The following is a 13,422-nucleotide window of genomic DNA, read 5'->3' as shown; positions in this document are numbered from 1 at the left end:
AGAGGCAAAACATGGGAAGGTACGTCGCCCGTCGCCTCGGGCAGATGGTCATAGTCCTCATCGGCGCGACCATGGTTCTGTTCGCGTGTCTGTTCGTTCTCCCCGGTGATCCCGTGGGTTCGATCGCGGGCAGCGACAAGGCACGCGACCCCGCAGTGGTCGCGGAACTGAAGGCGCGTTACGGGCTCGACAAGTCGCTGCCCGAGCAGTATGTGAACTACGTGGCCAAGGTCGCGACCGGAGACCTCGGCGAGGACTTCGTCCAGCGCCGCGAGGTGTCCGAAATCCTCGGTCCCAAGCTGCAGAACACCGCGAAGCTGGCCCTGCTGGCCATCGTTCTCGTCACGGTGTTCGGTATGGGCGTCGGCATCATCGCCGCCCTCTACAGATACAGCATCTTGGACATGGCCACGACATTTTTTACGACCATGGCCGTCGGATTCCCGACGTTCGTGATCGGCATGCTGCTCATGAAGTACTTCGCCGTGGAACTCCAGTGGTTCCCACAGCTCGGCGGCGACAAGCTCGAAGGCATGGTCCTTCCCGCGGTCACCCTCGCGGTCACCGACATCGCCTTCGTCGCCCGCCTCACCCGCGGCACGATGCTCGAGGTGCTGCGCGCGGACTACGTGAAGACGGCCGTGGCCAAGGGACTTCCGCGCCGGCGCGTGCTCTTCAAGCACGTGCTGCGCAATTCGTCCATCCCCGTGGTCACCTACCTGGGCATCTCGTTCGGCGGACTCCTCGGTGGTGCGCTCATCACTGAGGCGATCTTCAACTGGGACGGTGTCGGTCTGGCACTGGTTCAGGCGATTCAGCAGCAGAACAACCCGATCGTGATCGGCGTAGTGACCTACAGCGTCGCCATCTTCGTCGTCCTCAGCCTCATCGTGGACCTGCTGTACGCGGCCCTCGACCCGCGTATCCGCCTCAGCTGACCGCCCCCAAGGAGGATTTCCTCATGTCTGAGCTCGCAACGAGCCCGGCGATCGGGGACGAGAACCCCGTGTCGTCCGCTTCGGCCCCGGCCGAACCCCGACCCAAGCAACTGAGCCAGTGGGGCGAGATCCGCCACCGCTACGTCCAGAACAAGCTGGCCGTCGTCGGCCTCGTGATCATCACGCTGCTGTTCCTGACGGCGGTGTTCGGCGAGATGCTCGCCCCGTTCGACCCTGCTGCGCAGGACCTCGAGAACACCCTCGCGTCGCCCAACGGCACCCACTGGATGGGTACCGACGCCCTGGGCCGCGACATGTTCTCGCGCCTCATAGCCGGTACCCGCGTGGCCATGTTCGTCGGCCTCGCCTCGATCTTCTTCGCGGTGCTGATCGGTGTCGCCCTCGGCGCCATCGCCGGTTACTTCTCCGGCTTCGCCGACACACTGGTCATGCGCGTCGCGGACGTGTTCCTCGCGTTCCCGCTGATGATCGGTGCCGTCGTCATCATCCTGGTCACCGGCCGCGGCATCACCCCGGTGATCATCTCGCTCGCGATCTTCTCGTGGGCCACCGTATCCAGACTTCTGCGCAGCTCGATCCTGTCGGTGCGCGAGATGGACTACGTCCATGCGGCCAAGGCGCTCGGCGCGAGCGGCTGGCGCATCGTGCGCACGCACATCCTGCCCAACTCGCTGACCGCCGTGCTGGTGTACGCGACGTTCAACGTCGGTACCACCATCGTCGGTGTGGCGGCGCTGTCCTTCCTCGGCGCCGGCGTTCCCGTCGACGTCCCCGAGTGGGGCAACATGCTGGCGGCCGGTCAGGGCTTCATCGGTGTCAACGACTACCTGTGGTACTTCCCCAGCCTCTTCGTCGTCGTCACCGTGCTCGGCTTCGCCTTCGTCGGCGACGGCCTGCGTGACGCACTCGACCCGAAGCTCCGGTAGGGCAGCCCGATGCCCCGAGACAACATCAGCAAGCAGGACGAAGGTGGCGGCGTGACCACGTCGGAGATTCTCAGCGTTGCGGAGACGGGCGGCGGATCCGCCGTGCCGCTGCTGGAGGTGGACAACCTCCAGGTCGAGTTCAAGACCCGTGACGGGGTCGCCAAGGCCGTCAACGGCGTGAGCTACAGCGTCAGCGCCGGCGAGACCCTCGCCGTGCTCGGCGAGTCCGGCTCCGGCAAGTCCGTCACCGCTCAGGCGATCATGGGCATCCTCGACAGCCCGCCCGGACGGGTGTCCGGCGGCGAGGTGCGCTTCCACGGCAGGGACATCCTCAAGATGTCCGACGAGGAGCGCCGCAAGCTCCGTGGCGACAAGATGGCGATGATCTTCCAGGACGCGCTGTCCTCCCTGAACCCGGTCTACTCGGTGGGCGATCAGCTCGGCGAGATGTTCCGGGTCCACCGGGGCGCGTCCAAGAAGGACGCGAAGCTCAAGGCCATCGAGCTCATGGACCGCGTGAAGATCCCCGCCGCCAAGGCGCGCGTGGGTGACTACCCGCACCAGTTCTCGGGCGGTATGCGCCAGCGCATCATGATCGCGATGGCGCTGGCCCTGGAGCCGGACCTGATCATCGCCGACGAGCCGACCACGGCTCTCGACGTGACCGTCCAGGCCCAGGTCATGGACCTGCTCGCGGAGCTCCAGCGCGAGATGAACATGGGCCTGATCCTGATCACCCACGACCTCGGCGTCGTCGCCGACGTCGCGGACAAGATCGCGGTCATGTACGCGGGCCGGATCGTCGAGACCGCTCCGGTCCACGAGATCTACAAGCGCCCGTCCCACCCGTACACCCGTGGCCTGCTCGACTCGATCCCGCGCCTGGACCAGAAGGGCCAGGAGCTCTACGCGATCAAGGGCCTGCCGCCCAACCTGCTCCGCATTCCCACGGGTTGCGCCTTCAGCCCCCGTTGCCCCAAGGCGCAGGACATCTGCCGCACCGAGATCCCGGTGCTGCACCCGGTCACCGAGCAGGACGGCACCGAACTGCCCGGCCGCGGCAGCGCGTGCCACTTCTGGAAGGACCAGATCCATGGCTGAGCTCACCAAGAACGCCACCGAGCGCGAGCCGATCCTCCAGGTCCGTAACCTGGTCAAGCACTTCCCGCTGACCCAGGGAATCCTGTTCAAGAAGCAGGTCGGCGCGGTCAAGGCGGTCGACGGGATCTCCTTCGACCTCTACAAGGGCGAGACCCTCGGCATCGTCGGCGAGTCCGGCTGTGGCAAGTCCACGGTCGCCAAGCTCCTGATGAACCTGGAGCGGGCCACCGCCGGCGAGGTCTTCTACAAGGGCCAGGACATCACCAAGCTGTCCGGTCGCGCGCTGAAGGCCGTGCGCCGCAACATCCAGATGGTCTTCCAGGACCCGTACACCTCGCTGAACCCGCGCATGACGGTCGGCGACATCATCGGGGAGACCTTCGAGATCCACCCCGAGGTGGCCCCGAAGGGCGACCGGCGCCGCAAGGTCCAGGAGCTCCTGGACGTCGTGGGTCTGAACCCGGAGTACATCAACCGCTACCCGCACCAGTTCTCCGGCGGTCAGCGCCAGCGCATCGGCATCGCCCGCGGCCTCGCGCTCAACCCGGAGATCATCATCTGCGACGAGCCGGTCTCCGCGCTCGACGTGTCGGTGCAGGCGCAGGTCATCAACCTGATGGAGAAGCTGCAGGACGAGTTCAACCTCTCCTACCTCTTCATCGCGCACGACCTCTCGATCGTCCGGCACATCTCGGACCGCGTGGGCGTCATGTACCTGGGCAAGATGGCCGAGATCGGCTCCGACGCCGAGATCTACGAGCACCCGACCCACCCGTACACCCAGGCGCTCCTCTCCGCCGTCCCGGTCCCCGACCCGGACGCGCGCGAGGGCCGCGAGCGGATCATCCTCACCGGTGACGTCCCGTCCCCGGCCAACCCGCCGTCGGGCTGCCGCTTCCGCACCCGCTGCTGGAAGGCCCAGGACAAGTGCTCCACCGAGGAGCCGCTGCTGGCGATCCCGGAGCGCTTCAAGGGTGTCAACACCCTGGCCGCGCACGAGTCCGCGTGCCACTTCGCCGAGGAGAAGGCCGTCCTGGCCGTCTGACCGACGCGTTCGTCCGAAACGGCCGGGGCCGTCCCCGGGGCGGGAGCCCGGGGAAACCGGTTGCGCCCCCGGGAGCCCGCGACGGACAGTGACGCCATGACCCTCACCGTACGGCCCGCCGGGCCCGGGGACGCCTCCGACATCTGCGCCCTGCTCAATGCCGTCGACGTGATCGAGATCGGCCGCCCGGAGACCGATCTGGGCACGGTCGAGTCCGACCTCAACGCCCCCGACGTGGACCTGGCCACCGACTCCTGGCTCGCCTTCGAGGACGGGAGACTCGTCGCCTACGCCCTCGTCTGGGCGGACTCCGGCCCGGGTCGCGTCGACGCGGACCACTACGTGCTGCCCGGTCACTCCGAGGCCGCCCTCCTGCTGCTGGAGCGCATGGAGGCCCGGGCCCGGGAGCTGACCGGCGGTCAGGGCGTACTGCGGCTCCAGCTCAACGTGAAGCCCACCCTGGACCTCTCCCTCCTCTCCGAGCGCGGCTACCGCACCATCCGCCGCTACCAGGTGATGACCCGCTCCCTGTCGCCGGCCGCCGACCCGGCGCCGACCCGGCCGGCCGGACTCACCCTGCGGCACTGCGCCGACGACGAGGCCGACCGCCACCGGGCCCACGCGCTGATCGAGCGAACCTTCGCCGCGCACTTCGGCCATGTGGACCGCCCGTACGAGACCTGGCTCGACCACATAGACGGCCGCAAGATCGACTGGTCCCTGGTGTGGATCGCGAGCCTGCCCGGCCACGGCGACGCGGCCGTGCTGCTCACCCGGGACGACCGGACGAGCATGGCCTGGGTCAGCCACATCGGCGTGACCGAGGAGGTACGCGGCCGAGGCGTCGGCGGTTTCCTGCTGCGCCACTGCTTCGCCGTCTACGCGGAGCGCGGCCGGGACTCCGTAGGCCTCGGGGTGGACACCCACAACGAGACCGGCGCGCTCGCGCTGTACGAGGCGCACGGCATGGGCGTGCACTACGCGGTCGACTCGTGGGAGCTTTCCTTGCACCCCCAGGGGTGACAGGGGCGAGACGCGCGGGTGCAATCGGTCCAACCATGAGTGTGCAGGACCCCACATAGGGTGACATTGGCCCCTAAGCGAGTCTTGGGATCCCTAGGAGGCACTCCATGCGCGGAGCCACCCACGCCAAGTGGGCCGCATGTGCGGTGGCCGTCGCCCTCGCGGCGACGGCCTGCGGCGGCGGCAGCGACAGCGGCGGAGGCGGCGAGGCGGGCATCGTCAGCTCCTCGTGGGGTGACCCGCAGAACCCGCTGGAGCCGGCCAACACCAACGAGGTGCAGGGCGGCAAGGTTCTCGACATGCTCTTCCGGGGTCTCAAGCGCTACGACCCGAAGACGGGCGAGGCCCTCGACATGGTCGCCGAGAAGATCGAGACGACGGACAGTCAGAACTTCACCATCACGCTGAAGGACGGCTGGAAGTTCAGCAACGACGAGCCGGTCACCGCGCAGTCCTTCGTCGACGCCTGGAACTACGGCGCGGACGTGCGCAACAAGCAGAACAACTCGCCGTTCTTCTCCGACATCGTCGGGTACGCGGACGTCCACCCCGCCTCCGGCGAGCCCAAGGCCAAGACGATGTCCGGACTGGTCGTCAAGGACGCCAAGATCTTCACCGTCGCCCTGAAGAACAAGTTCTCCACCTGGCCCGAGACCCTCGGCTACCAGGCCTTCTCCCCCCTGCCCAAGGCCTTCTTCACCGACCACGCCGGCTGGCTGAACAAGCCGATCGGCAACGGCCCGTACACGGTGGACTCGTACACCAAGGGCACCGGCATGAAGCTGCGCAAGTGGGACACCTACCCCGGCCCGGACAAGGCGCAGAACGGCGGCGTGGACCTGAAGGTCTACACCGACAACAACACCGCCTACACGGACCTGATCTCCGGAAACCTCGACCTCGTCGACGACATCCCGGCGCAGCAGTTGAAGAACGTCAAGAACGACCTCGGCGACCGGTACATCAACCAGCCCGCCCTCATCATCCAGACCCTCACCTTCCCCCTGTACGACCCGCAGTGGAGCAAGGAGGGCATGGAGAACGTCCGCCGCGGGATCTCGATGGCCATCAACCGCGACGAGATCACCAAGCAGATCTTCCGTGAGACCCGCACCCCGGCCAAGGACTGGACCTCCCCGGCCCTCGGGGAGGCGGGCGGCTTCTCCTCCACGGTCTGCGGCGACGCCTGCGTCTACGACCCGGCCGCGGCCAAGAAGCTCATCACGGACGCCGGCGGGCTGCCGGGCGGCAAGGTCACGCTGACCTCCAACGTGGACACCGGCTCGCACCGCGACTGGATGGACGCCGTCTGCAACAGCATCAACAACGCGCTGGGCGAGGGTCCGGTCTGCACGGTCAACCCGATCGGCACCTTCGCGGACTTCCGCAACCAGCAGAGCAGCTTCAAGCTGACCGGCCCCTTCCGCTCCGGCTGGCAGGCCGACTACCCCCTGATCCAGAACTTCCTCCAGCCCCTCTACTACACCGGGGCCTCCTCCAACTACGGGAAGTTCAGCAACGCGGACTTCGACAAGCTCGTCGACGAGGCCAACCAGGAGAGCGACCAGGCCAAGGCCGTCGCCAAGTTCCAGGACTCCGAGAAGATCCTCGCCGCGCAGATGCCGGCCATCCCGCTCTGGTACCAGAACGGCAGCGCGGGCTACGCCGAGCGGCTCTCGGACGTGGCGCTCAACCAGTTCAGCGTCCCCGTGTACGACCAGATCAAGGTCAGCTGACCCACGTTTCGGATCGATCCTGGAGCAGTCCATGGGACGTTATGTGATCCGGCGGCTGCTCCAGATGATCCCGGTGTTCATCGGCAGCACGTTCCTGATCTTCTTCATGGTGTACGCGCTCGGTGACCCGGTCGCGGCCCTCTTCGGAGACAAGGCGCCCGACCCCGCCACCGCCGCGCGCATCCGCAAGGACCTCTACCTCGACCGGCCCCTGTGGGAGCAGTACCTCCACTACATGGGCCAGATCTTCCAGGGCGACTTCGGCACGGCCTTCAACGGCCAGCCCGTCACCGAGCTGATGGCCAGTGCCTTCCCCGTGACCCTGCGCCTGACCATGGTCGCGATCTTCTTCGAGGTCGTCATCGGCATCACCCTCGGCGTGATCAGCGGCCTGCGCCGCGGCAAGAGCGTCGACACCTCCGTGCTCGTGGCCACGCTCGTGGTCATCTCGGTGCCCACCTTCGTGACGGGCTATCTGCTCCAGTACCTCTTCGGCGTCAAATGGGGCTGGGTGCGTCCCACCGTCTCCCCGGACGCCCCCCTCAACGAGCTGATCCTGCCCGGCATCGTGCTCGCGCTGGTCTCCCTCGCCTACGTCACCCGGCTCTCGCGCACCTCCATCGCCGAGAACGTCAAGGCCGACTACGTGCGCACCGCCGTCGCCAAAGGACTGCCGCGCCGCCGGGTCGTCACCCGCCACCTGCTGCGCAACTCGCTCATCCCCGTCGTCACCTTCATCGGCACCGACATCGGCGCGCTGATGGGCGGCGCCATCGTCACCGAGCGGATCTTCAACATCCACGGCGTCGGCTACCAGCTCTACCAGGGCATCCTGCGCAACAACTCCCCGACGGTGGTCGGCTTCGTGACCATCCTCGTCATCGTCTTCCTGCTGGCGAACCTGCTCGTCGACCTGCTCTACGCGGTCCTGGACCCGAGGATCCGGTATGCCTGACCCTGAGCGTCCCGAAGGGCCCGGCGGCTACGATCCCGTCGGGCCCCGCCCGCACGAGGCCGTCTCCCCGACCGGCCAGGGAGGACCCATGGATCTGGCCCTGGACGAGGCCGAGAGCGTCGAGGGCATCGAGAAGACCGGCCCACGGGGCGGGACCGGCCCCGGCGAGAAGCCCCGCTCCCTGTGGTCCGACGCCTGGCACCAGCTGCGTCGCAACCCCGTCTTCATCATCTCCTCGCTGATGATCCTCTTCCTTGTGATCATCTCGATCTGGCCGCAGCTCATCGCGAGCGGCGACCCGCTGCAGTGCGATCTGTCCAAATCGCAGCAGGGCTCCTCCCCGGGCCACCCCTTCGGCTACGACACCCAGGGCTGCGACGTGTACACCCGTACCGTCTACGGGGCCCGCGCCTCCATCACCGTGGGCGTCTGCGCCACCCTGGGCGCGGCCCTGCTCGGCTCGCTGCTCGGCGGGCTCGCCGGGTTCTTCGGCGGCTGGGGCGACGCGCTGCTCTCCCGGGTCGCCGACATCTTCTTCGGCATCCCCGTCGTCCTCGGCGGCCTGGTCTTCCTGTCCGTGGTCACCAGCACCACCGTCTGGCCGGTGGTCGGCTTCATCGTGCTCCTCGGCTGGCCGCAGATCGCCCGCATCGGCCGCGGCTCCGTCATCACCGCCAAACAGAACGACTACGTCCAGGCCGCCCGAGCCCTCGGCGCCGGCAACGGCCGGATGATGCTCCGGCACGTGGCGCCCAACGCCGTCGCGCCCGTCATCGTCGTCGCCACCATCGCGCTCGGCACGTACATCGCCCTGGAGGCCACCCTGTCCTTCCTCGGCGTCGGCCTGCGCCCGCCCACCGTCTCCTGGGGCATCGACATCTCCAACGCGGCCTCGCAGATCCGCAACGCCCCGCACATGCTGCTCTGGCCGGCCGGCGCGCTGAGCCTGACCGTGCTCGCCTTCATCATGCTCGGCGACGCGGTGCGCGACGCCCTCGACCCCAAGCTGCGCTGAGGAGCCCCGCACATGCTGCTCGAAGTCCGCGACCTGTACGTGGAATTCAAGACGCGCGACGGAGTCGCCAAGGCCGTCAACGGCGTCAACTACTCGGTGGCCGAAGGCGAGACGCTGGCCGTGCTCGGCGAGTCGGGCTCCGGCAAGTCGGTCACCGCCCAGGCCGTGATGGGCATCCTCGACATGCCGCCGGGCCGGATCGCGGGCGGCGAGATCCTCTTCAAGGGCAAGGACCTCCTCAAGATGAAGGAGGAGGAGCGCCGCAAGGTCCGCGGCGCCGAGATGGCCATGATCTTCCAGGACGCGCTCTCCTCCCTGAACCCCGTCCTGAGCGTGGGCGCGCAGCTCGGCGAGATGTACGAGGTGCACCGCGGGATGTCCCGCAAGGACGCCAAGGGCAAGGCCGTCGAGCTGATGGACCGGGTGAAGATCCCGGCGGCGAAGGAACGGGTGGGGGACTACCCGCACCAGTTCTCGGGCGGTATGCGCCAGCGCATCATGATCGCGATGGCGCTGGCCCTGGAGCCGGACCTGATCATCGCGGACGAGCCGACCACGGCCCTGGACGTGACCGTCCAGGCCCAGGTCATGGACCTGCTCGCCGAGCTCCAGCGCGAGCTGAACATGGGCCTCATCCTGATCACCCACGACCTGGGCGTGGTTGCCGACGTCGCCGACAAGATCGCGGTCATGTACGCGGGCCGGATCGTCGAGGCGGCCCCGGTCCACGAGATCTACAAGGCGCCCGCGCACCCGTACACGCGCGGCCTGCTGGACTCCATCCCGCGCCTGGACCAGAAGGGCCAGGAGCTCTACGCCATCAAGGGACTGCCGCCGAACCTGGTGGCCATCCCGCCCGGCTGCGCCTTCAACCCGCGCTGCCCGATGGCGCAGGCGGTGTGCCGCACCGACGTCCCGCCGCTGTACCGGGTGACCGAGTCGCCGGTGGAGCGGACCAGCGCCTGCCACTTCTGGAAGGAGTGCCTCCATGGCTGAGTCCCTGCTGGAAGTGAAGGACCTGGTCAAGCACTACCCGCTGACCCGGGGCATCGTCTTCCGCAAGCAGGTCGGCGCGGTCAAGGCCGTCGACGGGGTCTCCTTCGACCTACGCGCCGGTGAGACGCTCGGCATCGTCGGCGAGTCCGGCTGCGGGAAGTCCACCGTGGCCAAGATGCTCGTCAACCTGGAGCGACCGACGGCGGGCACGATCTCGTACAAGGGCCAGGACATCACCAAGCTGTCGGGCCGCGCCCTGAAGGCCGTGCGCCGCAACATCCAGATGGTCTTCCAGGACCCGTACACCTCGCTGAACCCGCGCATGACGGTCGGCGACATCATCGGGGAGCCCTACGAGATCCACCCCGAGGTGGCCCCCAAGGGCTCGCGCCGGCAGAAGGTCCAGGAACTGCTCGACGTCGTCGGCCTGAACCCGGAGTACATCAACCGGTACCCGCACCAGTTCTCCGGCGGCCAGCGCCAGCGCATCGGCATCGCCCGCGGCCTCGCCCTGCAACCCGAGATCATCGTCGCCGACGAGCCCGTCTCGGCCCTGGACGTCTCCGTCCAGGCCCAGGTGATCAACCTGCTGGACCGGCTGCAGAGCGACTTCGACCTGTCCTACGTCTTCATCGCGCACGACCTCTCGATCGTCCGGCACATCTCCAACCGGGTCGGCGTCATGTACCTGGGCCGGATCGTCGAGATCGGCACCGACAGCCAGATCTACGACCACCCGACCCACCCGTACACCCAGGCGCTGCTCTCGGCCGTCCCGGTCCCGGACCCGGAGGCCCGCGCGCACCGCGAGCGGATCATCCTCACCGGTGACGTGCCCTCCCCGGCCAACCCGCCCTCGGGCTGCCCCTTCCGCACCCGCTGCTGGAAGGCCGAGCCCCGCTGCGCGGTGGAGGTCCCGCTGCTCGCGGTCCCGCAGGTCTTCCCCTCGGGCCCGGCGGCGCACCCGTCGGCCTGCCATTTCGCGGCCGAGAAGCAGGTGGTCCCGCCGTCGGACCAGCCGCCCCCGCCGTCGCCTCCGCCCCCGCCACCGGCGGATCCACCGGCGAAGGAGTAGCCGCATACCGATCATTTCCGGCCACCGCTGTGCGACGGGTGGGGAAACGGTGGATACCCCTGGCAACTCCGTTTACGTGGGGGCAACTTGACCGTTTCTGCCCCGAGATCTGGGGCATGCAACCTGGACGCCGTGCGGCCGTGCGGGTGCCGACAGCCGGCCGGGGAGGCGTACAGCCTCGCCGGCCGGCCTCCCCGTGCCCCCACTCATGCGCGGCATGCGCCCCTCGTGCTGCCGGATTTCGATCGATGCGCTGGTACGGATAGTTATGATCCGTAGCGCACGGTGGGTATGACTCCTGCCGAGCACGAATACGCGTACCGATGTCCGCTCGACGTGGAGGTGAAACGCCGTGGCACTCTCGATCTCCGCCGTGGTGCTGCTGGCGATCATCGTCTTCCTGCTGGTCCGAAGGGCGGGCCTGAAGGCGGGACATGCGGTGGTCTGCGTACTGCTCGGCTTCTACCTGGCGAGTTCCACCATCGCCCCGACGCTCAGCCAGCTCACCTCGAACGTGGCGAGCATGATCAGTGGCCTCAAGTTCTAGGCCTCGCCTCGTAGGCTAGGCCCCATGAACGGTCTTCCCGCCCGTCGTCTGCTCCTCGTGCACGCGCACCCCGACGACGAGTCGATCAACAACGGCGTCACCATGGCCAAGTACGCGGCCGAAGGCGCCCACGTCGCGTTGGTGACCTGCACCCTGGGCGAGGAGGGTGAGGTCATCCCGCCCGGGCTCGCCCACCTGGCGGCCGACCGCGACGACACCCTCGGCGCCCACCGCGTCGGCGAGCTCGCCGCGGCCATGGCCGAACTGGGCGTCCACGACCACCGCTTCCTCGGCGGCCCCGGCCGCTTCCGGGACTCCGGGATGATGGGCGCCCCGCAGAACCACCGCCCGGGGGCCTTCTGGTCCGCCGACGTGGACGAGGCCGCCGCGTACCTCGTGGAGGTGATCCGGGAGCTGCGCCCGCAGGTGCTCGTCACCTACGACCCGGACGGCGGATACGGGCACCCCGACCACATCCAGGCCCACCGGGTCGCCATGCGCGCCGCCGAACTGGCCGCGGAGACCGCGTACCGGCGCGACCTCGGCGCGCCCCATACGGTCGGGAAGATCTACTGGAACCGCGTCCCGCGCTCAGTGGTCGAGGAGGGCTTCGCCCGGCTGCGCGCCGCCGGGGCCGGGGTGCCCTTCCCCGCGGTGGGCTCGCCCGGGGACGTGCCGGGGGTCGTCGCCGACGAGCGGATCACCACCGAGATCGAGGCCGAGGACACCTTCGTGGCGGCGAAGGCGGCCGCCATGCGGGCCCACGCCACCCAGATCGCCGTGGACGGGGCCGTCTTCGCCCTCTCCAACGACCTGGCGCAGCCGCTGTTCACCCGCGAGTACTACGAACTCGTCGAGGGCCGGCCGGGCGCCCCGGCGGGCGAACGCGAACACGACCTCTTCGCGGGGGTGGAGGCATGAGCGGCACGGCGACGGCCGGGCGGATCGCCGGCTGCCTCGGCATGCTGGTCGCGGGCGCGCTGACCGGCGCGGCCGGCTGGCTGGTGGTCGGCCTCTGGTTCCCCGGCGGTCTGCTGCTCGCCCTGCTGGCCGTCTTCGGACTGTTCCTCGGCGGCCGGATCGCCCTCGGAACCGGCTACGGGGTGGGCGGCGCCGCGGCCGGCTGGTTCCTCTCCTACGTGATGCTCAGCGTTCCGCGCCCCGAGGGGGACTTCCTCCTCGGTTCGTCCGGAATCGGCGTGTACGTCTACCTTTTGGGTGGAACCGTTCTCGCTGTGATGTGTGCCACGATGCGCGGTTCGCTGGATCGGCCGGTTTCGGCCGCTCGGTCTGCCAAGTGACGTGGTGTCGGACCTCGTAGGGAGGTCCGTCGGGGAACGCGCGCGGGTGCTCGCCGGGCGCTTCAGAGGGGTTTGACCGGCGCTATCAGGAACCCCTGATTCCCGCCAGTCAGTTGCGTGCGGGCGGCGGCCAGTATGGTGGACGGGCCGCCGAGCTGCCCGCGCACGGAATGACGGGCGGCGGAGCCAACCGGGAGAACCTGCCTTGAGTCGTGAAACCGACAGTTCGTCCTCCGGGCCCAAGGGGCACGGTGGAGCCGCCTACCCCTCGGGGACACCGCCGTACGGAACCGGCCAGTACCCGTCCACGGACGCTGCGGCGACCGCTCCGGAGGAGAACTCTGTGACCTCTAAGCCGTCCACGCCCGATTCCGACGGGCCCAAGACCGAGACCACCCTGACGACCCGGATCCGGATCAACATCCCGGGTTCGCGGCCGATCCCACCGGTGGTCGTGCGCAAGGCGATGGGCACCAACTCCGGCTCGGCCGGTGCCGGTGAGCAGTTGGGCCCGGAGCCCACGCCCGGGCAGGCCCCGCCGCCGCTCGCGCAGCGGCGCGGACCGCAGCCGACCCGCATCGAGGCCGCGCCGGAGCCGGACCGCGCCCAGGCGCCCGCGCCCGCCCCGGCCGCCGAACCCGAGGAGCCGACCAGCAACTGGTTCGCCCCCCGCAAGTCGGGCGCCCAGGCCCCGGCCCCCGCACCGGCTCCCGCCCCGGCCCAGATCCCGCCGGCCGCGGCCG

General features: G+C 68.9%; 13 protein-coding genes and 1 pseudogene. All 14 read left to right on the top strand.

What is annotated here, in order from left to right; genetic code table 11:
* Positions 1–11: 11 nt before the first annotated feature.
* Positions 12–938 (top strand): ABC transporter permease, encoded by a 927-nt coding sequence (locus AB8A24_RS19775; RefSeq protein ID WP_328961822.1) that lies wholly within the window; start codon positions 12–14, stop codon positions 936–938.
* A gap of 23 nt (positions 939–961) precedes the next feature.
* Positions 962–1,885, top strand: a complete 924-nt coding sequence (locus AB8A24_RS19770; RefSeq protein WP_328961821.1) for an ABC transporter permease — start codon at positions 962–964, stop codon at positions 1,883–1,885.
* Positions 1,886–1,936: 51 nt separating this feature from the next.
* Positions 1,937–2,986 carry an ABC transporter ATP-binding protein gene (locus AB8A24_RS19765; protein WP_328961820.1) on the top strand — a complete coding sequence of 350 codons (1,050 nt, stop codon included), beginning with the start codon at positions 1,937–1,939 and terminating at the stop codon, positions 2,984–2,986.
* Positions 2,979–4,031 (top strand): dipeptide ABC transporter ATP-binding protein, encoded by a 1,053-nt coding sequence (locus AB8A24_RS19760; protein ID WP_328961819.1) that lies wholly within the window; start codon positions 2,979–2,981, stop codon positions 4,029–4,031. The genes AB8A24_RS19765 and AB8A24_RS19760 overlap by 8 nt, the downstream gene beginning before the upstream one ends.
* Positions 4,032–4,127: 96 nt before the next feature.
* Positions 4,128–5,054 (top strand): GNAT family N-acetyltransferase, encoded by a 927-nt coding sequence (locus AB8A24_RS19755; protein WP_328961818.1) that lies wholly within the window; start codon positions 4,128–4,130, stop codon positions 5,052–5,054.
* Between the two features lie 107 nt (positions 5,055–5,161).
* Entirely contained in the window at positions 5,162–6,790 is a 1,629-nt protein-coding gene (locus AB8A24_RS19750; RefSeq protein ID WP_369476891.1) for an ABC transporter substrate-binding protein, read from the top strand.
* Between the two features lie 31 nt (positions 6,791–6,821).
* A complete protein-coding gene (locus AB8A24_RS19745; protein ID WP_328961816.1) occupies positions 6,822–7,745 on the top strand; it encodes an ABC transporter permease in 924 nt (307 codons plus the stop codon).
* A gap of 88 nt (positions 7,746–7,833) precedes the next feature.
* Positions 7,834–8,760: an ABC transporter permease gene (locus AB8A24_RS19740; RefSeq protein ID WP_328965863.1), complete on the top strand. Its 927-nt coding sequence runs from the start codon at positions 7,834–7,836 to the stop codon at positions 8,758–8,760.
* Positions 8,761–8,772: 12 nt separating this feature from the next.
* Entirely contained in the window at positions 8,773–9,756 is a 984-nt protein-coding gene (locus AB8A24_RS19735; RefSeq protein ID WP_369476888.1) for an ABC transporter ATP-binding protein, read from the top strand.
* Positions 9,749–10,831 (top strand): ABC transporter ATP-binding protein, encoded by a 1,083-nt coding sequence (locus tag AB8A24_RS19730; RefSeq protein WP_369476886.1) that lies wholly within the window; start codon positions 9,749–9,751, stop codon positions 10,829–10,831. Before AB8A24_RS19735 ends, AB8A24_RS19730 begins: the two co-directional genes overlap by 8 nt.
* 352 nt (positions 10,832–11,183) lie before the next feature.
* Positions 11,184–11,378, top strand: coding sequence for a hypothetical protein (locus AB8A24_RS19725; protein ID WP_030012369.1), 195 nt, complete (start codon positions 11,184–11,186; stop codon positions 11,376–11,378).
* 24 nt (positions 11,379–11,402) lie between these two features.
* Complete coding sequence (gene mshB / locus AB8A24_RS19720) at positions 11,403–12,299, top strand: N-acetyl-1-D-myo-inositol-2-amino-2-deoxy-alpha-D-glucopyranoside deacetylase (RefSeq protein WP_369476883.1); 897 nt, start codon at positions 11,403–11,405, stop codon at positions 12,297–12,299.
* Positions 12,296–12,679, top strand: a complete 384-nt coding sequence (locus AB8A24_RS19715) for a DUF6113 family protein (protein WP_328961813.1) — start codon at positions 12,296–12,298, stop codon at positions 12,677–12,679. The genes mshB and AB8A24_RS19715 overlap by 4 nt, the downstream gene beginning before the upstream one ends.
* Before the next feature lie 343 nt (positions 12,680–13,022).
* Positions 13,023–13,422 (top strand): annotated as a pseudogene (locus AB8A24_RS19710) (hypothetical protein); the annotation flags it as partial.

The organism is Streptomyces sp. BF23-19 (assembly GCF_041106355.1).
In the GTDB taxonomy this organism is placed as follows: Bacteria; Actinomycetota; Actinomycetes; order Streptomycetales; family Streptomycetaceae; genus Streptomyces; species Streptomyces virginiae_A.
The sequence above is the reverse complement of the archived record's forward strand: the minus strand, read 5'-3'. Positions and strand labels throughout refer to the sequence as shown.

Coding starts and splice junctions, on each gene's coding strand:
- mshB (WP_369476883.1), top strand. CDS start 11,403: ATGAACGGTCTTCCCGCCCGTCGTCTGCTCCTCGTGCACGCGCACCCC.
- AB8A24_RS19735 (WP_369476888.1), top strand. CDS start 8,773: ATGCTGCTCGAAGTCCGCGACCTGTACGTGGAATTCAAGACGCGCGAC.
- AB8A24_RS19745 (WP_328961816.1), top strand. CDS start 6,822: ATGGGACGTTATGTGATCCGGCGGCTGCTCCAGATGATCCCGGTGTTC.
- AB8A24_RS19755 (WP_328961818.1), top strand. CDS start 4,128: ATGACCCTCACCGTACGGCCCGCCGGGCCCGGGGACGCCTCCGACATC.
- AB8A24_RS19775 (WP_328961822.1), top strand. CDS start 12: ATGGGAAGGTACGTCGCCCGTCGCCTCGGGCAGATGGTCATAGTCCTC.
- AB8A24_RS19715 (WP_328961813.1), top strand. CDS start 12,296: ATGAGCGGCACGGCGACGGCCGGGCGGATCGCCGGCTGCCTCGGCATG.
- AB8A24_RS19740 (WP_328965863.1), top strand. CDS start 7,834: ATGGATCTGGCCCTGGACGAGGCCGAGAGCGTCGAGGGCATCGAGAAG.
- AB8A24_RS19750 (WP_369476891.1), top strand. CDS start 5,162: ATGCGCGGAGCCACCCACGCCAAGTGGGCCGCATGTGCGGTGGCCGTC.
- AB8A24_RS19760 (WP_328961819.1), top strand. CDS start 2,979: ATGGCTGAGCTCACCAAGAACGCCACCGAGCGCGAGCCGATCCTCCAG.
- AB8A24_RS19730 (WP_369476886.1), top strand. CDS start 9,749: ATGGCTGAGTCCCTGCTGGAAGTGAAGGACCTGGTCAAGCACTACCCG.
- AB8A24_RS19770 (WP_328961821.1), top strand. CDS start 962: ATGTCTGAGCTCGCAACGAGCCCGGCGATCGGGGACGAGAACCCCGTG.